The sequence below is a fragment of the Prolixibacteraceae bacterium genome (assembly GCA_019720755.1).
Classification (GTDB): domain Bacteria; phylum Bacteroidota; class Bacteroidia; order Bacteroidales; family Prolixibacteraceae; genus Halosquirtibacter; species Halosquirtibacter laminarini.
Genome location: CP081303.1, coordinates 3289359 through 3310118, shown reverse-complemented (window position 1 = coordinate 3310118; position 20760 = coordinate 3289359). Strand labels below are relative to the sequence as shown.

The following is a 20760-nucleotide window of genomic DNA, read 5'->3' as shown; positions in this document are numbered from 1 at the left end:
AAGAGTATAAGATACGTATTTCTTTTACTTTAATAAACATCAAATCAAACAATATGAAAAATCATTAAATCACTAAACTTTGAACAGATGGTAAATAGAAATGTTTTATGATGTTTCATGTTTAACAATACATTCTAAAAATTATAATTTATACCTATTTTAAATAGACATGAACAATGAGAAGAATACTACTATAAAATGACTAAAATCAGCACAGTTAATTGTAAATAAATGTAAATTAACATCCAATTTATCTAATATAAATATTAGATAAAACGCAATGGCACAATTTATTAAACATTTTTTCACTTCCTAAACTCAAAGTTTATGATCAGAACTTTTACTTTATTTTTATTATTATTTTCAGTTCTAACTGGATTTGCACAAGCACCTGATGGGTACTACAAAGATGCAGAAGGAAAAGCAGGAAAAGAGTTGAAGGTTTCTCTTTTTAACATTATCAAAGACCATCATTCATTAAATTACGATGATCTTTACAATGCTTATAAGAAAACTGATGCTCGAGAAGATGATCCTTCTAAAGTTTTAGACATGTATACGGATATTCCAGGTGGGACTCCAAAATACACTTTCACCCATATCAATGATACTGGTAGCAGCGAAAAAGCAGAAGGTGGAAGCTACAATCGAGAACACACTGTTCCTCAAAGTTGGTTCAATAAAGCAACGCCAATGAGAACCGATTTATTTCATGTATATCCATCAGACACATGGGTAAACAACAGAAGAAATAACTATCCACATGCAGATGTTGCCAAGGCAACGCTAACCACTTCTAATGGATCGAAGGTAGGATCATGTGCTGATGAGGGGTTCACAGGCACAGTATTTGAACCTATTGATGAATACAAAGGAGACATTGCTAGAAGTTACCTTTATATGGTCACAAGATATAATGATAGAGTGTCTAAATGGACTACTTATAGTAGTGCAGGAGCATGGGTTTTTACTGGAAAAGACTACCCTTCAATAAAACCTTGGTACATTAAAGTGCTTTTAAAGTGGCATAATAACGATCCTGTAAGTGCAAGAGAGATCAAAAGAAATAATGAGGTTTATAAAATTCAGCATAATAGAAATCCATTTATTGATCATCCAGAGTATGTCGAAAGTATCTGGGGAGTATCTAGACCATATTTTGAGTCTGTTACACACCAAGATCAATCATTTGTAAGTGGTAAAGTATCATTCAATGCAAAATATCAGAGTAAGGATGGAGTCAAAACATTGTCTGTAAATTGGGGAGAGACAAAAGAGAACCTAGATAATGAAAAGGAGATCACTCCAAATGAAACAGGAAATTACTCCTTAGATATTAACAAAACAGCAAAATGTTTATTCTTCCAAATTACTCTTGTAGATAATAAAGACAAAAGCATCAAATCTCAAGTCTATGAAATTGGTAATTCAGACCTTAAACCAACAGTACTTTTCTTAGATGAATTAAATACAGATGCAAGTAGTTTTACTGTCTATATGAAAGAAGGTGGTAAAAAACCTTATTACCTATATCACGATGTTTTACGTTTTAATGGATATAAAGGAAAAAAACCAACTGATGAGTGGGCTGTAATTAAAAAGATCGACATCTCAAAAGTAAAGAACTTTATTTTCTCAACAGACATTAAAACAAGATTCACAGACAAAGGCAATTCGAAGCCTTTTGCCATCTACTATTCATATGACTATCAAGATGGAACCCCTGAAGAACACGGGACATGGAAAGAGATGAATCTTGATTTGCCAGTACAAAATTCAAATAGTTGGAAAAAAGATATCAAATCGGATGTGATTGAGACAGGAACCAATAAAGATCTCTATATAGCATTTCACTATACCACTTCTGGTACAGGTAATGGGGAGACATCGATGTGGGATATAGGTAGAATTGAAGTTACAGGCGACAAAAAATCGACCGCTGTGAATGATTGGAAAATGAACTTGATGATTCAAATTCTTCCAAACCCTGCATTAGACTTTATTTCAATCCAAAACAGATCAGATAATAAGATCGTGAAAATGGATATCATCAACATCATGGGCCTACAAGTAAGTCAACAAAATATTTCCTCAGAGAATAGTCGAATCGATATCTCAGAATTGACTCCAGGGCTTTACTTAATAAAACTACACACCTATAATGGAGAAACAATTGTAAAGAAGATTATCAAAAGATAGTACATAATATTTATAAATTACCCACTGAACTGAGGATCAATAAAAGGTCCTCAGTTTTTTTTTGTCATCTTTGTATTGAATAATATCATTAAACAACATTCAATATGAAAAATAAGTTATTTCAACTTATAGTATTAGTAGGATTATTCATACTAAGCTCATGTAGCAAAAATCAAACAAACCTAATTACGAGCAATGCTATCGGAAAAGTGAAAATTACCATGTCGCATGGTGATTTGGAACAAAATTTCAAAAAAGAGAATCTAAAAGACTTTATCGATGAAGGTAGTGGTGCTAATATGACAGAGATTAAGTTTCCTAATCAAAAAAACAACCTGACTATTATTTGGAAAGATAATAAGAAAAGTGCGATCTACTCTATCTCAACAAGACAAGATGGGAGTACTTGGAAAACAGCTCAAGGAGTACATGTGGGGAGTACATTAAGCGAAATAGAGAAACTGAATGGGAAAGGGTTCGAAATCATTGGCTATGAAATAGACAGAGACCTTGCAGGAACAGTTACTTCTTGGAACGAAGGTAAATTAAAAAACATGTTTCATATACAATTTAAACTTACTAAAGATGTAGGGAATGACTATATGAAGCTTATCGGAGACCAAGGTATCCCTTCAAGCAATGAAGTATTGCTAAATGCGGCACCTGTCGTTTCGTCCATTACTATCGTAAAAAAATAACATCATTAAATAAAACTTCATGAGGTTATAAAAACTAAACCATAACCTCATGGAGTATCTATACCCTATCCACATGAGTAAAGTAATGACATTCGTAATTATCCTAAAAATAGTACATTAAAATGATTCTTTAAGGTACAAAACAAGGATCAATGTCCCCACATATCTGGTTATAACAACTCCAGTAGAACAATAAAAAAGAGACTATTTTAAATCAAACAGCCTCTAAAATTCTCTTTATAATAGTGTTTACTCTATTACCACTTCATCTAGATTCAACCAAGAATAACGATCTGGGAAATTATGCCAACTAGGATTGATTCGTCTATTCTTTCCTATTACATTTATATATCTTGCTTTTAAACCACCCGGAAAACACTCTACAAGTCTTTCATGCGATTCCTTACTGTCTGCAGAATACATCATTTGGAAAATAGTTCGAAACTTCACTCCATCCTTTGACACCTTATATATAACAGATTTAGGTTCAAATATCGACTTTTTAGGTCGTGAAGCCCATTTTGTTGTTATATGAAAAATCTCTTTCTCTTCCCCTAAATCCAATGTTACATCCATATCTTCCAACTCAATGGTTTGATAATTATTCACAATACCATCGACCAATGCACGAGAACGACACTCCCCTAGATCATAAGAGTAAGGGTATTTATAACGAACATTACAAAATAATGCTTTGTGATCGAATAGTTTCCTTCCAAACACTTGCGATTTTAACCCATCGTTACACAAAGGCAGAGCCTTTACAATCATTAATCCGTCAACCGGAATTGGGGTTGTATAAAGTGCAGAATGTATATCAGGTTTAGACCCATCAACAGTATATCGAATTGGATCCCCCGCATCATTACTTAGTGTAAGACCAAGTTGACCATTATCTAACTTAATAGTTTTAAAAAACACTTTATGCGATAATTTTCCATGTGCCATCATACGATCGTTTACATATCTGATCATATTTTGTTGACGAGATCTAAAGTTATCCCAATCTTTGTTCTCAAAACCATACCATCCTAATTCTGAAACGGCAAATAGGCGTGGGAAAAGACGCATACAGGCCACATCAAATGTTGGAGAATTAGGTGTCCATAATATAGCTGAAACCCCTTTTACCAAAGAACCAAGAAACTTAGAGTCGACTTTAGAAAAAGATGGAATAAAATCATACACATCTCTCAAGGTAAGAACACCTCTTTTTCCTTTATAATCTCCATGTAAATTTTGATCCATTTTAAACGAAAACTTACGTTGTGGACATAAGATCACTGGATGATTGTTCTTTACATTAAATCGTGCTGCTTGTGTACTTTGCCATACCATAGCCATGGAAGAAGGATCTTTTGAATATCGATAAACTTTATTCCATCCAAGAACTTTTTTTCCATATTTATGAACTAAAGTTTCGATCTTCTTCATATAATCAAAATGTATCGCTTCTGTAGTCTTGAACTTGCCTGACTTAACCAAATTTTGACAGCTTTCACACATATAATCTAAATTACATTTTATGACCCCTCCCCCAACATGAATATATGGAGACTCAAAAACATGTGATAATTCACCGATTACTTGATCCCAAAACTTTAAACACCTATCATTACTATAACATGTCGTAGAAGACAATTCGCCAGATATCTTTGCTTCATCAGATGTACATTCTAAGAAATGATAAGCTCTGGATGCTGCGATTAAGTGATTCGCAACTTCCACTTGTGGTATAATTTCTACGTTACGATATTTGGCATAACGTACTAGATCCCTCATCTCTGATTGGGTGTAATATCCTCCATAAACAGACTTATCGTCTTTATTATGTCCAAAAACCTGATTCTGTGTAAAACCTATAGAAGAACGAAATGCCGAAATCGATTGTAGTTTTGGTAACGATTTAATCTCAATACGCCACCCTTCATCATCTGCCAACTCAAGAATCAATTTATTCATCTTAAGATAAGACATCACGTCAATAAGGCTCTTTAAATCTTTTATTTTGTAGAAGTGACGACATAAATCTAAATCTAATCCACGATATGGATATTTAGGTGAGTCATTAATCTTAACAAACGGAATCTCAATTTTATCCGTATCAATCTTTCTCACAAGTTGAGATAATGATTGAAGACCATATAAAATACCACACTTATCTACAGCCTTGATAACGATCCCTTCTTCGGAAACAGAAAGTTGATAACCTTCTTTTGGAATGGCCGACGATTTAATCAAAAACAACTTGATATTAATATCCGTTTTTGACCGTTCCAAAGTTACCCCTACACTGTTTTTTAATATTTCACTCCCTATCTTTTCAACTCCACGCAATAAAGCGGTATTACTCATCACTTTCAAAGTAGATGAAGATACAAATGTTCCATTATTATGGATCTCTTGTTTAGCTCTAGGTAGCAAAACGGTAGAAACACTCTTTTCCTCGGTGTCTTTACACCCATAAAAAAGAACTATAAAAAACAGAAAAAAACAGGTTGTAATAATATTATTTCTCATGCTGTTAATGATACATTAAGGTTACCTTTATGCGAAGATAGAAATAACATAAGAATATTTATAACGATTAATAAACTTTTGTTAACATAAATTTTACACTACAACTCAAAACACAACACTAAGCACCCTATATCTCAATTATTTACCCATAATCATAGAGTCTCTGAACAAAAGTTCGTTTAGAATGAATATTATCACAAATCAACTATTAAATGATTTAAAATGGAGATGATATGATAATATAAAGTAATATTATATAGTAAATAAAATGGATACAATTTAAATTAAACCAGTGTAAACAGATACAGTCTAGTCAATTGAAATCGATTAAATATCGATGATCTTGATCGTTATAAAAAAGAATCATTTTTAAAACACTCGCATCAACAGTCGACTCAATGAGATAGTACTACAAAGCTCATGATAGGATACAAGAATGCCTCACTTAGAAACATAATTATTTAAAAACCCCATATGATAGATTTTAAATGTCAAGACAATAGAAAATAATCACAAGTGGATACATGCAAAATAACTTTTTAAAATATTTACAAGTCGAGATAAGCTTTCTAGCAAAATGCCTCCTCTTATGAAAGTACTTTAAATCTATATTTTTTACTTTTGGTTTACGATTACCATAAAAAGTGTCAGCTAAAGTATTAGAGGTACTATATATTCTTGTTAAAGACTACTGAGAAATGGGTATAAGAAATTCCTCCTTGTATCATTCTAAAAACTTAAATTAAAGCATTTAAAAAAACCGAGAAGAGTTTCGTGTTTCTACGATCAAATATGTTTAATTTCTCATATAATATTTTTGGATTGTATGAGATATCTCACCAAAAGTAAAAAAGTAAGAGAGCTTCGCTTCAGAAGAGCCCCATTCTAGTTTTAAGTAAAAGATCATATCGTTCCCTTTCATCCAATTTGCACCTCGATACATTTAGAAAATGTCGCTTTAAAGCATAGTATTAAGTTGATTTTTAAAAGCAATAAAAAGTTTAATTTTAAGAAAATATAAATTGAGTTATAGATAAATAGAACTAACACACTTTTTCTGACAGTGTTTCTAAATCCGAGATAGGTGTCTTGAGAGCTACTTCATTATGGTTTCATTCGTACTTTGTCCATGGTTTGTCCATGGTTTGTTCATGGTTTGTTCATGGTTTGTCCATCGATTTGATGAATGAAGCATGAACAAAGCATGGAATAACCATGAATAAAGTTAGTATCAAACAGGGGATAAATAGGGTTTAATGAAAATACATTAGACATATTTATCCTAGACAATAGATACTTCCATAATGACCATATAAGGGCTAATGAAGTTATTTAATCCAATGAGTATCACTCCTTGGAATATTGTCTAATTCGTAAACAAACAGCGGTTCAAATGACAGAATACAATACAATGTGACAACGATAAAGAGATCACTTCATTTTCAAAGACGATGTCTCGATAAATGGTAATAGGTTAATATATCCAGTTGAGTATCCTTTAAAATTGAAGATGTTTTTTTGAAGTAGTAATATAAAAAAAGCCACTCTCTTTCAATAGTGGCTTTTATATCGGTGGGAAATGCTGGATTCGAACCAGCGACCCTCTGCTTGTAAGGCAGATGCTCTAAACCAACTGAGCTAATCTCCCGAAATTTCTTATTCCAATATGTTGTGGGAAATGCTGGATTCGAACCAGCGACCCTCTGCTTGTAAGGCAGATGCTCTAAACCAACTGAGCTAATCTCCCGAAATTTCTTGTTCCAATATGTGGTGGGAAATGCTGGATTCGAACCAGCGACCCTCTGCTTGTAAGGCAGATGCTCTAAACCAACTGAGCTAATCTCCCGAAATTTCTTGTTCCAATATGTGGTGGGAAATGCTGGATTCGAACCAGCGACCCTCTGCTTGTAAGGCAGATGCTCTAAACCAACTGAGCTAATCTCCCGAAATTTCTTGTTCCAATATGTGGTGGGAAATGCTGGATTCGAACCAGCGACCCTCTGCTTGTAAGGCAGATGCTCTAAACCAACTGAGCTAATCTCCCGAAATTTCTTGTTCCAATATGTGGTGGGAAATGCTGGATTCGAACCAGCGACCCTCTGCTTGTAAGGCAGATGCTCTAAACCAACTGAGCTAATCTCCCGAAATTTCTTGTTCCAATATGTGGTGGGAAATGCTGGATTCGAACCAGCGACCCTCTGCTTGTAAGGCAGATGCTCTAAACCAACTGAGCTAATCTCCCGAAATTTCTTGTTCCAATATGTGGTGGGAAATGCTGGATTCGAACCAGCGACCCTCTGCTTGTAAGGCAGATGCTCTAAACCAACTGAGCTAATCTCCCGAAATTTCTTGTTCCAATATGTGGTGGGAAATGCTGGATTCGAACCAGCGACCCTCTGCTTGTAAGGCAGATGCTCTAAACCAACTGAGCTAATCTCCCGAAATTTCTTAATTGCAATATGTTGTGGGAAATGCTGGATTCGAACCAGCGACCCTCTGCTTGTAAGGCAGATGCTCTAAACCAACTGAGCTAATCTCCCATTTCATCATAATTGCGGTGCAAATATAGACCAATTTCTATTTGTTACAAATATTTTGTGCAATCTTTTTTCTTCTATCACGTCGATTAAACAGCAATAAATACGGAGAAGACTAATAATCTTTAGGTTATAAAATCACCTAAAGATTCTATTTAATCGAAATACGTTGAATAAAAGAAAATAAAACTACGCCACATATTTTTCTCTTATCGAATTACTAAAAAAGAACACTCTAAACGAATAATTGGCTACAATCGTTTATTTAAGTAACTTTATACATTGTAAACTAATTAAACAAACACATCATTATGAGATTACTTAAGCCTTTAGTATGGGTCTTATTTCTTATTGGGTCAATGAATGGACTAGCTCAAAAAAAGACGGATAAGCTATTACCATATTCTAAAAAGACTTCTGAAAAATTATGGAAAAAGATCGACAGTAGACCTGTACCTGCATGGTATCAAAAAGCCAAATTTGGTATTTTCATTCATTGGGGGCCATACTCAGTCCCATCATGGTCTCCAGTTGGGACATACACCGAATGGTATCAAAAATGGCTTGTGAGCAAAAGTATTTTTGGAAATAACAACCCAGATTCGAAAGCAATACCAAACTTCCAGGACAATGTTTATGGAACAGAATCTTCATACTACGATTTTGGCCGCATGTTCAAAGCGGAACTATATGATCCAACATCTTGGGCTAAGCTATTCAAAAAAGCTGGAGCAAAATATGTAATACTTACTTCTAAACACCACGATGGTTTTACTCTTTGGCCTAATAAGCAAGCACAAGATATGAGACAAGTAAAATGGAATGCTGGCGAAACAGGCGCAAAAAAAGATCTGGTTGCACCTTATATGGAGGCAATGAGAGAAGCGGGTCTGAAAGCTGGTTTATACTACAGTCTTTACGAATGGTATCACCCTTGGTATATGGAATCGAATCCACGTTTTGTAACGGAGCACTATCATCCTCAATTTAAAGATCTAGTAAACAAATATGCTCCTGATATGATTTTTGCAGATGGTGCATGGGATCATGATGATCAATTTTGGAGAAGTGGAGAGCTTCTTACTTGGCTGTATGAAGAGTCACCTTGTAAAGACTATGTCGTAATTAATGATCGCTGGTTCAAAGGGTGTAGACATAAACATGGTGGATACATGACCACAGAGTACGAAGTGAAAGGATTAGAGATTGACAAACCGTGGGAAGAGAACAGAGGAATGGGATTCTCATTTGGATACAATCGTGCTGAAAATATTGAAAACTATACTTCGCCTAAAGCATTAGTATTGATGCTATGTGATTTGGTTAGTATGGGGGGAAACCTTCTCTTGAATGTTGGTCCCAAAGCAGATGGTACAATCCCAGTCATAATGCAAGAACGTCTTCTACAGATTGGACAATGGCTAGACTTGAATGGTGAAGCAATATACGATACTCATAAATGGAAAAGATCATTCCAATGGTCAAAAGGAAACAAAGTCTTTGATAATAAAAATGTATCGTATGTTGGAGGCGATTATATTTTAAAGCAGACAATCAATCCTCCGAAGGGAATGGCTACAAAAGAGGTTCTATTCACAGCAAAAGGCGATGACGTATATGCGATAGTTCCTAAATGGCCAGGCAATAACCTCCATATTAAAGATCTAAAGGTGTCTAAAGACACAAAAATTACTCTATTAGGATATAACGGCCCGTTATCTTTTAAAAAGACTAAAGGCGGTATTGTTGTTGATTTTCCGAACTATGATCCTAATGGAAAACTTGTTGACTATGCATATGTTCTTAAAATCACGAAAGTAAAATAATCGGTTACTTGGGGGTTATGCTAATGTATTGACTTAATATTAAACATCCTTATTAGAGTACGATAAGGCGAAACCTACAGTTTCGAGTAATAATTTTAGTTCGGAATATAAAGAGTTCGAATTGACAAAGCAGTAGTACAGTATGATAAAGATTCTGTATTGCTGCTTTTTTCAAATCAACACAATACTATCAATTCTATCCAAATAGAGATAGGTTGATATCAGTTTTTAATACATTAGACCATCTTTTCAGAAAAACATAATACAGCAGATGACAGATATTACTCTTTAAAATAAGAGATTACTCCTTCTGTCCAAAAGAACTATTTTCACTATAATTCATCTATAATACCCCAAAGCGAAACAACATTTCACAATAAATTAAGACACTAACAAATATACTGACAACCAACCTCATAGAACAATAACAATTATCTTACGACACACCATATTTCTCATTTATATATACAAGACTACTCTGTTGTTAAAATAAGCCAATTGTTAGAACAAAAATGCTATTTTTGTATTCATTCAAAACAATTGAATTATAGGTCATGAAACTGAATAATCTTACAGCAATATCACCTGTTGATGGTAGATATAGAGACAAAGTTGCAACATTGGGCGAGTATTTTTCTGAATATGCATTGATTAAATATCGCGTATTTGTTGAAGTGGAATACTTTATTGCACTATGCGAACTTCCATTACCTCAATTAAAAGAATTTGATAAGTCAAAATACGAAGCGATTCGTAAAATTCATCTTGATTTTTCAGAAGAAGATGCGCTACGTATCAAAGAGATCGAATCTGTCACAAACCACGATGTAAAGGCAGTAGAGTACTTCATAAAGGAGAAGTTTGATGCGTTGAATATTGCTGAGCCAAAAGAGTTTATTCATTTTGGATTAACTTCACAAGATATCAACAACACTTCTGTTCCATGTACTATTAAAGATGCAATCAAAGAGGTTTATATGCCACTTCTTGAATCTTTGATTGAAAAATTAACGACATTGTCAGAAGAGTGGAAACAAGTTTCCATGTTGGCTAGAACACATGGACAACCAGCTTCTCCAACTCGTTTAGGAAAAGAGATGCTTGTATATGTGGAGCGTTTAAATGTACAACTAGAACTATTAAAGGGAATTCCTTGTTATGCTAAGTTTGGTGGTGCTACAGGAAACTTCAATGCACATATGGTCGCATATCCAGAAATTGACTGGGTTCAATTTGCGAATAACTTTGTAAACGAACACCTTCAATTAGAGCGATCTCAATTGACTACTCAAATTGCTCACTATGATAACTATAGTGCAACTTTTGACAACATCAAACGTATCAACACGATTATCCTAGATCTTAACAGAGATATGTGGACCTATATATCGATGGGATACTTTAAACAAAAGATCAAAAAAGGAGAAGTAGGATCCTCGGCAATGCCACACAAAGTAAATCCTATTGACTTCGAGAATTCAGAAGGTAACATCGGTATTGCAAATGCCGTTTTTGAACATCTTTCTGCAAAGCTTCCTGTTTCTAGACTTCAAAGAGATCTTACCGATTCAACTGTACTAAGGAATATAGGTGTTCCATTTGCACACACAGTAATCTCTATGAAATCAACACTTAAGGGATTAGAAAAAGTACTTCTTAATAGTGATGAACTAGAAAAGGATCTTGAAGATAATTGGGCTGTCGTAGCTGAAGCTATTCAGACAATTCTAAGAAGAGAAGCTTATCCAAACCCTTATGAAGCATTGAAAGAACTTACTAGAACAAATAAAAAGATCAACCAAGAGGTGATTCATGAGTTTATCTCCACATTAGAGGTTAGCGATGCAATCAAAGAAGAGTTGAGAGTTATCACTCCACAGAATTACACTGGAGTAATCTTTTAAAGACATTTCATTAAAGTAAAAGAACGAGCATATAGTATTTAGTCTATATGCTCGTTTTGTTTTAATAACATTTACAATATAAGACAAACAGATCTTTATTTGTATCTTTAACCTCAAAATAAGGAGGTTAATATGAATGATATTACAAACATTGAGGACATTAAAAAGATGGTAGACATCTTTTATGATAAAGTATCGAAAGATCCAATCTTATCGCCAATTTTTGATAAAGTAATAGCAGGTAATTGGGATCACCATTTAGAAAAGATGTACAGGTTTTGGGGATCTATGCTACTCGAACAAAACAATTACTATGGCAACCCATTGAGTAAACATATCCCTCTTAATCTAGAAGAGACACATTTTGAAAGATGGCTCCTTCTCTTCACCCAAACAATACATGAGAACTTTCATGGAGAGGTTGCGAATTTTGCATTAATGAAGGCGAACAACATTGCCAAAGTATTTCAACATCGAATCTCTGCTTTTAAAGATCCTAATTTTAGAATGCAATAGATTGAAGATTATGGATTCAATCTAAATTAGTCTATAACTACATGTTGTCAATAATTTACAAATATTAATACGCTAGTAATTTATTACTTTTACATCCTATATAATAAGAGAAAATTGCTTGAACTATGGGAATAAATGAAATTTTACAACTAGGAATTATTGGATTAATAGCAGGTATCGTTGGTGGTGCATTAGGTGTTGGAGGAGGAATTGTTTTAATCCCAGCTTTAGCCATGTTCTTTGGTATGTCACAACATATGGCACAAGGGACAAGCATCGCAATACTACTACCACCTACAGGTATATTAGCAGCAATGACCTATCATAAACAAGGCTTTATCAACTGGAAATATGCCTTCATTATTATGATAGTCTTTGTCCTTGGAGCATGGATTGGTGCCAAATTTAGCGTATCACTTCCCGACAAAACACTAAAGAAAGTATTTGCTATATACCTAGTCATTGTTGGCGTAAAAATGTTCTTTGGTAAATAGTAAAAAACCCAAATATGCAAGACCTTAATCATCAGATAAAAGCGTATGCTTTAGAATATTTTGACGAAGTAAGAGAGATCCGTCGTCACATACATAAAAACCCAGAACTCTCTTTTGAAGAGCATAAAACAGCACAATTTGTACAAGACAAGTTAAATGAATTAAATATTTCTTTTACAAGTGGTCATGTAAAAACAGGAGTTGTGGGACATATTACAGGGAAAGTACCTGGTAAAGGAAAAACAGTTGCTTTACGTGCTGATATGGATGCATTGCCTATTCAGGAATCGAATAGCTCTTCATACTGTTCTATTAACGATGGGGTAATGCATGCTTGTGGACACGATGTACATACCGCTTCACTTCTTGGTGCAGCAAAAATTATTAAGCAATTAGAAGACTCTTTCTCAGGGACAATTGTATTGATTTTTCAACCGGGAGAAGAAGAACACCCTGGGGGAGCAAAGTTACTATTAGAAGAAGGTGTATTACAAAAATTCAGTCCAGATATTATTCTAGGTCAACATGTGCTTCCTGAGATGGAAGTAGGCCATGTCGGGTTCCGTTCGGGGATGTATATGGCTTCAGGAGATGAAATCCATTTTAAAGTAAAAGGAAAAGGTGGACACGGTGCACTACCACATAAGATAACAGACACAGTACTTACAACTGCTCATGTTATCACTTCACTACAACAAATTGTAAGTAGAAATGCCCCTGCTACTATTCCAACAGTTTTATCATTTGGGAAAGTGATTGCAGATGGTGCTACAAATATTATTCCTAATGAAGTAACAGTTGCTGGTACATTTAGGACTATGGATGAGACATGGAGAGCGGAAGCAAAAAGAAGAATGGTAGAGATTGGTAATGGTGTTGCTTCTTCGATGGGAGCTAAAATTGAGATGGACATTAAACATGGATATCCTGTTCTTCATAATGACGAAAAGGTTACACAAAGAGCCAAGCAATATGCAACAGAACTTCTTGGAGAAGTTAATGTGGAAGAGATGGATCTCAGAATGACATGTGAAGACTTTGCATATTACTCTCTTTCTTATCCTGTATGTTTTATGAGATTTGGTGTAAGAGCAAAAGGAGAAGAACCAAAAGGTGGATTGCACACACCGAAGTTTGATATTGACGAGAATGCCCTCAAAACATCGATGGCTAACTTAGCATATTTAGCTATACGATTTATTAATGAGTAACTTTTAATTATTGTTCAAAATAAGAATGGGTTATAGTATATACTATAACCCATTCCTATATATATAAGAAAAACTATTTAGATTGATAAAGTCTAACCATTTGGTCTTTATCGTTTGTCGTAATATATTTAAATGTTTTAGGCTCTCCATTAACTCCTGGGAAAGAAAAATTATAAGTCTGTCCCGCTTTAACTTTAAACTTCAAAAAGTTATTCAAGTCATCATATGAATCAGGAGACTGACCTGAGTTTATGATTTTTCCTTTGTGATATAGATTAATTTGCCTTGAAACACGTGCATCACTCTGATCTGAACATGCCATTGCTTTTAGCAATACAACTCGTAACATAACTTCACCTTCTTTTAGTGGCTGACCATCAATAGATTTTTGATATACTTCAATATAACGTTCAGTTACATTTTCTGCATGGATCCATTTAATATTCTCATCCCACACAGCAGGAAAATGATCTTTACGAGGCTTCCATGAGGTCGCAAAAATAGCATGATTGTATTCATTTGGGTTTGCCTTTCCTGCGTCGGATAGGAACCAACCTTTATCAAGATCATCAAAATAATATTCGGTAAAGTACCAACGTCCATCCATCCATACTTCAACCCAACTGTGATTTCCACGATCATCAAACCAATTATATGTTCCAGAAAATCTCGCTGGAATACCAACTGAACGAAAAGCATCAACCAATAAAATAGTTAAACCCGTACAAGTGGCACGACTTTGCTGCATTGATTCATAAGGACTTTGATCCGGTTTCCATCTATTCGTATTATATTCAACTCCTAGTTCAGCTTTGGCATTTTTGTTCACAGCATAAATTGCCTCTTTCATTGTCATCGAGGGAGTTACATATTTAGAGAAACGATCCATAAAGTCCTTTCGCCAATCGTCTCTATGTTCATTGATAGAAGCATAAGGAACAACATCATTAAAGAAAATAGAATCAGGGATCTCTTTAGACCAACTATATTTATTTTTAGACTGATAAGCCAAATCAACATTTTTAAGTAGATAGTCCGCTTTAATATTATCTAAATCCATTTGTGGCATATAAGAAACCAAATACGCCATGGCTTCACTTTGGTTATCAGGAACTGCTTTTAATGCTTTTTGAATTTCAGTCTTATTATTTCCTGATGCAGAAATAGCTTTATCTAAAGTAGTACGATATTTTTCAGGAAACTTGTTGTAAGAATCACAACTAGTAAATGAAACCATACTTGAGATAACAAGTAATAGAGAGAGATATCTTTTCATAATTTTCTATAATTGACTTAAATGATATGAAATAAAATTAGTAATTTTTTATCAAAGATCAAGATTATAGTATCACATGCCTATATTGATTATCAACAACATAACAAACATTGTATATATTTTATAGGGTAAAAATAGAAGATAATTAGGAATAGAACATATACGGAACAATATTTCCCATTTGAGAAATTTAAAAAAAAGAGAACATCATAACGATGTTCTCTCAAAAATATGTAATCTATGAAAATAAACTAGTTAAGGTCCCACCATAACTTGGTGCTCATCTTATCTGACCCTTCACCACCTAACTCTTCTACTCCAGAGTTATAACCTGAAGGATTAAGAAGAGGCTCGTCGTTAGCAAATTTAACACGAGCAGGAAGATCATCCTCTACATCTGAAACAAGAGATTCGAAATAGTATGATTTTCCAATATTATCGGCACTAATAATGCCCTCAGTATCCACAAAACTCACTTCTCCAGGAAGAACCATTGTTTTAGGAAAACCAGTTCTACGATACTCTGCCCATGCATTATATGGTTGCATATATAGTGCAATGTACTTTTGTGTAAGTACATTCTCTTCATTCGCAGCAGGAAGCGTAGCAACATAGCTATTGATAGCAGTCTCTTGCACTCCCCAACGACGCATTGAAGCCTTTACACCTTCAACATACTCAGGTTGACTCCATCCATTATACTCCGAAAGTAAGAAGCATACCTCTGCATAATCCATAAATGGGTTTCCAAAAGTTGCTTGCATTGGTGCATTTGGAAGAGAAACTTTAGTTGCTCCAATCTTTGAAGTATATTCACTCTCCAAACCGTAAGGCATACCAATATAGTTATCAACACTATAAGTCCCTGCTCCTAAAACATCAGTTGCCTTTGGAAGGTAATCCCCTTTAGAAATTGCAGGCCCAGCAGCAGCTGTAGCTGTAGCATCTAGAGGTGCAGCAAAGTAGTAGATACGTGGATCTACAGTACCAGCGAATGGTCCAGTATCTCCTCTAAGAAGATCCATAAAAGGTTTTGCCATAGTAAAGTCAGTACGATTATTTACAGCATATGCTTTATAGAATGGTGACGCATTTGCAGCAGTAGACTCATTATGGAAAAGTGCATTATCTGCATCACTTGTCATAAATCCATCTTTTGCAGCAAGGATTGCTGCCTCAGCAATATCAGGTGCCGCATCACGAATACGCATCGCTCCTCTTAAAATAAGAGAGTTGGCTAATTTTTTCCATTTAGAAGCATCTCCTTGGTAGATATTATCCCCTTCAGTAAATGCAACTTCAGATTCTTTAATCATATCAGCCGATTCACGCAACTCTTTCAAGATATCTACATATATATCTTTAGGGTCTGCATATACAGGGTTAACAATTCCCTCTTTTGCTTGAAGTGCCTGGAAAGTCGGATCATTAGATCCATGTGACTCATATGGAATTGGACCATAAGTCTCGGTTAACAACATAAAAGTCCATGACTTCAAGATACGTGCTACAGCAATCTGGTTGTCATTGTTACCATAAGCAGACATTTTATCTTTAGTAGCAGGATCTGTGTTCAACTCAATAATCGTTTTCAAATCCATCAGATCAGAATAGATTACTTTGAATGAACTTGCATTAGAGTTCTCACGATATTGGTAACGATCTTCCTCTGTATAGTTTGCTTGTGACCAGTATTGAGACCAAAGCAAAGCTTGACGTCCTGAATACCACTCATCTCTAATGTCATCTACCAAACGGTATTGTGCATTAATAAGTAAACTTGGGGTTGGAACCGTAGTAGGAGCATTAGGGTTCTCATTTGTTTCTGTCAGCTTCTCCGAACAACTTGCAAAAAATAGCAAGGACGCAATCGCTGTATATTTAATTGTTCTAATCATTCTTCAATGTTTTTAATTTTGACTTGCTAATATTTTAAATACTATTAGAAGCTAAATTTCAAGTTGATACCATAATTAGCTGTCGCTGGCAATGCACCACCTTCGATTCCTTGAACATTACCTGATGAAGTCACTGCTGACTCAGGGTCGAAATCAGGATTATCCAATCCCCATACAGCTAGGTTACGTCCATAAAGTGAAATGTTTAGGTTACGGATGGGACCTGTCATCTTATTAGGGAAAGTATATCCGAAAGTTACTTCACGTAATTTGATATAAGAGGCATCAAATACATTCTGTGCATCTGGACCAGAATAATGATCAGCAGAATAACGTTGACCTGAAATATTCGTCTCATTTTTTACAGCAGAAGAAGAACTATTACCATCTCCATCAAGATAAACAACATTTCCTTTTGAATCTAACTTACCATATACCCCATCTACTACAATACCATTCTCACGAATATCAACACCATCTTGATGAACAGAACCTTCTAGCATACCTGAATACATACCCCACATGTTCGATGTAGAGAAGTAGTTTCCACCATGCTGGATATCAATTAAAGCAGTCAAAGTGAAATTCTTATATGTGAATGAGTTATTCAATCCCATATTATAGTCAGGAAGAATAGTCCCAAGAACTTCTGGTGATTGAGAACGTAGGTAACGTCCATTCTCTCCAACTACTTTGTTTCCATTATCATCATATACATAGTTGTATCCCATGATAGCACCATAAGACTCTCCAACGAATGCGTTCACTGTAACATTAAAAGGAGCACGAGCCATTTGGTAGTTGTCAATACCATCGGTTAACTCAACCAATTTGTTTTCGTTCTTTGCAAAGTTTAATGAAATATCCCATGCAAAGTCACGTGTTTGAATTGGAGTACCTGAAAGCATCAACTCAACCCCTTTATTTGTCATCACACCAGCATTCATCGTCTGGTACATATATCCCGTAGCTCCACTAAGTGCAACATTCGTAATAAGATCCTCTGTTCTGTTTGAATAGTATGTAAGATCTAACCCCAAACGGTTATTTAAGAACTTAAATTCACCACCAAGCTCCCATGAATAAGTAGTCTCTGGCTTAAGGTTATTGTTTGGAAGTGTATTTGGTGTACTATAACGTGGTGTTCCATCAAAGTTTGGCTGATAGTTTGTATACGTCTCCTTCAATGAATAAGGATCGGTATCATTACCTACCATTGCCCATCCTGCACGTACTTTACCGAAAGATAACCAACTTATATCCTTCAATGCATCCAATTCTGACAATACAACACTACCAGTAAATGATGGGTAGAAGAATGAACGATGTGCTTCAGGAAGTGAAGAAGACCAATCATTACGGAAAGTAGCATCAAAATAGTAAGTATTCTTATATCCAACACTAAAGTTTCCATATACACTATATACCAACTTATGCTCTTCGTAATCCGACACATAAGAAGGATCTTGTGAGTTTGTTGTTGTATAAAGGTCTGGAAGAACCAAACCTCCCTGAGTAGACGCGTAGTTTGAATAATAATCGTTCTGACGAATATTACCACCTGCCATGGCTGTAATACTAAAATCGTCGTTTATCTGCTTATTATAGTTTACCATCGCCTCATAGTTGTTCTCGTTAGATTGACGAACCTGCTCAGAATAACCCGATGTCTCTTGAGAACCAATTGCTGAACGTTGGCTGTTACGGAAAGTATATGAATCATGATATGCTTTCATACTAGCTTTCAACCCAGTAGCAATATCATAAGTCAACCCAATATTTCCGATGTATCGATTTCTCTCGTCTTCAGTAAAGTTTTCATAACGTGTCCAATATGGGTTATTTGAATATGCTGGTGTACCATCATAAGCTGAGGATCTGTTCCATGAATTTTGAGTACCATCAGCATTCTTATAGTTTTTCAAATGCTCCATATCCAACTGACGTTGTCCCCACTGGGTAAACTTCACCATCACATTGTTATCGCCATACCCCGTTTCAGGACGTCCAATTGCTGAAGTATTTACATATGAAATACCTGCATTTACAGTCAATTTATCTGTCAATTTACGTGATCCATTGAAACCGATAGTATACTTATCAAGGTTTGAATTTGGCATATATCCATCGCTATTCACACTAGAAATTGACATTCTAAAAGAACCTTTTTCATCAGCCCCAGAAAGAGATACAGAGTTATTATACGTAACTCCTGTTTCAAAGAAATCTTCTACATCATGCTCTGGAGTTACCCATGGACGAGTCTTCAAATAGGTAGTTAGATCATTTGCATTATACGCATCCCAATGCAGAACTTGTTTGTTTGGATCATATTTAGGCCCCCAACTTTCATCGATATTGTAACTTACAGCATCATATGTTTGTCCATTAAAAGTTACTTTATCAAAATCTCCAAATCCTCCACCATAAGATGTTTGGTAATTAGGAAGACGATTTACTTTCTCTATAGTAATACCAGTATTAACACTTACACCGATACCTTTATTCCCTTTAGATCCTTTTTTTGTTGTTATCATGATAACCCCGTTTGCAGCACGAGAACCATATAAAGCAGCTGCAGAAGGTCCTTTCAAAACAGACATCGTTTCGATATCCTCAGGGTTAATATCTTGAGCCATATTACCATAATCATAACCACCGGCTCCACGAGCTGCTTCAGAACCATTGAAATCAGAGTTATCAATAGGGACACCATCAACAACAAATAGTGGTTGGTTGTTTCCTGTAATAGAACTTGCTCCACGAATTAGGATACGACTAGAACCACCCATTGTTCCTGAAGAACCAGACACCTGAACCCCTGAAACTTTACCTGAAAGAGCAGAAACAACATTACTTTGTTTCGTTTGGTTTAATTCATCACCACCAACATTCTGTACAGAGTAACCTAAAGCTTTTTTATCACGTGAAATACCAAGCGCAGTAACAACAACCTCATCCATTGCTACATTATCTAATTCAAGTGCTACGTTATAGGAAGTTTGTTGGGTCAGTGTAACTACTTGAGATTTCATTCCCATGAAACTTATAGTTAACGTCTTTGCATCAGAAGGAACCTTAAGTGAAAAGTTTCCATCAAAATCAGTTACTGTTCCCAAAGTAGTAGAAGTTACAACCACAGAGGCACCTGGTATTGATTGCTGATCAGATACGGAAGTAACATTACCTGTTACGACACGAGTCTGTGCAAACACAGACGGTATACTAATCATAACCAAGAAGGCTAAAATTAACATTTGTTTTCTCATAGACTTAATATTTGATTTTTGTTCTTCTGAATAAAGTCTTATGTAATTTGGGCTGTCTAATGTATGAGTCAGTAATTAAAAAAGAAACATATCATCATTTCATTGATTCTAATAAAATGAGACGACACTTTACCATATTACAACTATTATTCATTGACAAATATATATGTCTACAAGTAGAGATGAAAATCAATCTATAAGCTTATCATTGATTTTTCTTTCATTTCATAAGTATCCAACCAATAATGTAATACATTGTAAGTTTTATTAATTTCTGTTATGCAATTAGTATCCAGATACTTATACCTTCACTAACATGTCTATAAGTTAATTGTGTGTTAATACACTCTCATTATCTATTATAATACATCATCTTTGTTAAATAAGCACAATTGCACTATTTAGAATAAAC

11 protein-coding genes and 10 tRNA genes are annotated in these 20760 nt (G+C 34.9%); 7 read left to right on the top strand and 14 right to left on the bottom strand.

The window, feature by feature from the left end; all coding sequences use genetic code 11:
- Positions 1 to 327 precede the first annotated feature (327 nt).
- Together K4L44_13030 and K4L44_13025 are read left to right on the top strand one after the other, a co-directional pair.
- Positions 328 to 2199 carry an endonuclease gene (locus tag K4L44_13030; protein QZE13490.1) on the top strand — a complete coding sequence of 624 codons (1872 nt, stop codon included), beginning with the start codon at positions 328 to 330 and terminating at the stop codon, positions 2197 to 2199.
- Positions 2200 to 2303: 104 nt separating this feature from the next.
- Positions 2304 to 2897, top strand: coding sequence for a hypothetical protein (locus K4L44_13025; protein ID QZE13489.1), 594 nt, complete (start codon positions 2304 to 2306; stop codon positions 2895 to 2897).
- Between the two features lie 249 nt (positions 2898 to 3146).
- Here the strand turns inward: K4L44_13025 and K4L44_13020 are convergent, their stop codons facing one another.
- The 11 genes from K4L44_13020 to K4L44_12970 all read right to left on the bottom strand — a co-directional run bounded on the left by K4L44_13020 (position 3147) and on the right by K4L44_12970 (position 7957).
- Positions 3147 to 5417: a family 20 glycosylhydrolase gene (locus K4L44_13020; protein ID QZE13488.1), complete on the bottom strand. Its 2271-nt coding sequence runs from the start codon at positions 5415 to 5417 to the stop codon at positions 3147 to 3149.
- 1573 nt (positions 5418 to 6990) lie between these two features.
- Positions 6991 to 7065: transfer RNA gene (locus K4L44_13015), tRNA-Val, on the bottom strand.
- Positions 7066 to 7089: 24 nt separating this feature from the next.
- Positions 7090 to 7164 (bottom strand) — tRNA-Val (locus K4L44_13010).
- 21 nt (positions 7165 to 7185) lie between these two features.
- A tRNA-Val gene (locus tag K4L44_13005) sits at positions 7186 to 7263 on the bottom strand.
- A 21-nt stretch (positions 7264 to 7284) separates the two neighbouring features.
- Positions 7285 to 7362, bottom strand: a tRNA-Val gene (locus K4L44_13000).
- Positions 7363 to 7383: 21 nt separating this feature from the next.
- Positions 7384 to 7461: transfer RNA gene (locus tag K4L44_12995), tRNA-Val, on the bottom strand.
- 21 nt (positions 7462 to 7482) lie between these two features.
- A tRNA-Val gene (locus K4L44_12990) sits at positions 7483 to 7560 on the bottom strand.
- 21 nt (positions 7561 to 7581) lie between these two features.
- A tRNA-Val gene (locus K4L44_12985) sits at positions 7582 to 7659 on the bottom strand.
- A 21-nt stretch (positions 7660 to 7680) separates the two neighbouring features.
- A tRNA-Val gene (locus K4L44_12980) sits at positions 7681 to 7758 on the bottom strand.
- Between the two features lie 21 nt (positions 7759 to 7779).
- Positions 7780 to 7857 (bottom strand) — tRNA-Val (locus tag K4L44_12975).
- 25 nt (positions 7858 to 7882) lie between these two features.
- A tRNA-Val gene (locus K4L44_12970) sits at positions 7883 to 7957 on the bottom strand.
- 308 nt (positions 7958 to 8265) lie between these two features.
- Here K4L44_12970 and K4L44_12965 point away from each other — a divergent pair.
- The 5 genes from K4L44_12965 to K4L44_12945 all read left to right on the top strand — a co-directional run bounded on the left by K4L44_12965 (position 8266) and on the right by K4L44_12945 (position 13905).
- A complete protein-coding gene (locus K4L44_12965; protein QZE13487.1) occupies positions 8266 to 9780 on the top strand; it encodes an alpha-L-fucosidase in 1515 nt (504 codons plus the stop codon).
- A 554-nt stretch (positions 9781 to 10334) separates the two neighbouring features.
- Complete coding sequence (gene purB, locus K4L44_12960) at positions 10335 to 11684, top strand: adenylosuccinate lyase (GenBank protein QZE13486.1); 1350 nt, start codon at positions 10335 to 10337, stop codon at positions 11682 to 11684.
- 132 nt (positions 11685 to 11816) lie between these two features.
- Positions 11817 to 12200 (top strand): group III truncated hemoglobin, encoded by a 384-nt coding sequence (locus K4L44_12955; GenBank protein ID QZE13485.1) that lies wholly within the window; start codon positions 11817 to 11819, stop codon positions 12198 to 12200.
- 125 nt (positions 12201 to 12325) lie between these two features.
- Entirely contained in the window at positions 12326 to 12694 is a 369-nt protein-coding gene (locus K4L44_12950; GenBank protein ID QZE13484.1) for a sulfite exporter TauE/SafE family protein, read from the top strand.
- Positions 12695 to 12708: 14 nt separating this feature from the next.
- Positions 12709 to 13905 (top strand): amidohydrolase, encoded by a 1197-nt coding sequence (locus K4L44_12945; GenBank protein QZE13483.1) that lies wholly within the window; start codon positions 12709 to 12711, stop codon positions 13903 to 13905.
- A gap of 73 nt (positions 13906 to 13978) precedes the next feature.
- On the opposite strand, the gene K4L44_12940 is transcribed toward K4L44_12945, so the two are convergent.
- From K4L44_12940 to K4L44_12930, 3 genes are all read right to left on the bottom strand, one after another.
- Complete coding sequence (locus K4L44_12940; protein QZE13482.1) at positions 13979 to 15181, bottom strand: transglutaminase-like domain-containing protein; 1203 nt, start codon at positions 15179 to 15181, stop codon at positions 13979 to 13981.
- 251 nt (positions 15182 to 15432) lie between these two features.
- The gene (locus tag K4L44_12935) at positions 15433 to 17079 is read right to left on the bottom strand and encodes a SusD/RagB family nutrient-binding outer membrane lipoprotein (GenBank protein QZE13481.1); all 1647 of its coding nucleotides are present in this window, start codon (positions 17077 to 17079) and stop codon (positions 15433 to 15435) included.
- A gap of 44 nt (positions 17080 to 17123) precedes the next feature.
- Entirely contained in the window at positions 17124 to 20312 is a 3189-nt protein-coding gene (locus tag K4L44_12930; GenBank protein ID QZE13480.1) for a SusC/RagA family TonB-linked outer membrane protein, read from the bottom strand.
- Positions 20313 to 20760 lie beyond the last annotated feature (448 nt).

What these genes read in the sequence shown, in the direction of transcription:
- K4L44_12935 (QZE13481.1), bottom strand. Translation starts at nt 17,079, where the DNA reads ATGATTAGAACAATTAAATATACAGCGATTGCGTCCTTGCTATTTTTT.
- K4L44_13030 (QZE13490.1), top strand. Translation starts at nt 328, where the DNA reads ATGATCAGAACTTTTACTTTATTTTTATTATTATTTTCAGTTCTAACT.
- K4L44_12965 (QZE13487.1), top strand. Translation starts at nt 8,266, where the DNA reads ATGAGATTACTTAAGCCTTTAGTATGGGTCTTATTTCTTATTGGGTCA.
- K4L44_12945 (QZE13483.1), top strand. Translation starts at nt 12,709, where the DNA reads ATGCAAGACCTTAATCATCAGATAAAAGCGTATGCTTTAGAATATTTT.
- K4L44_12940 (QZE13482.1), bottom strand. Translation starts at nt 15,181, where the DNA reads ATGAAAAGATATCTCTCTCTATTACTTGTTATCTCAAGTATGGTTTCA.
- purB (QZE13486.1), top strand. Translation starts at nt 10,335, where the DNA reads ATGAAACTGAATAATCTTACAGCAATATCACCTGTTGATGGTAGATAT.
- K4L44_13020 (QZE13488.1), bottom strand. Translation starts at nt 5,417, where the DNA reads ATGAGAAATAATATTATTACAACCTGTTTTTTTCTGTTTTTTATAGTT.
- K4L44_12950 (QZE13484.1), top strand. Translation starts at nt 12,326, where the DNA reads ATGGGAATAAATGAAATTTTACAACTAGGAATTATTGGATTAATAGCA.
- K4L44_13025 (QZE13489.1), top strand. Translation starts at nt 2,304, where the DNA reads ATGAAAAATAAGTTATTTCAACTTATAGTATTAGTAGGATTATTCATA.
- K4L44_12930 (QZE13480.1), bottom strand. Translation starts at nt 20,312, where the DNA reads ATGATTAGTATACCGTCTGTGTTTGCACAGACTCGTGTCGTAACAGGT.
- K4L44_12955 (QZE13485.1), top strand. Translation starts at nt 11,817, where the DNA reads ATGAATGATATTACAAACATTGAGGACATTAAAAAGATGGTAGACATC.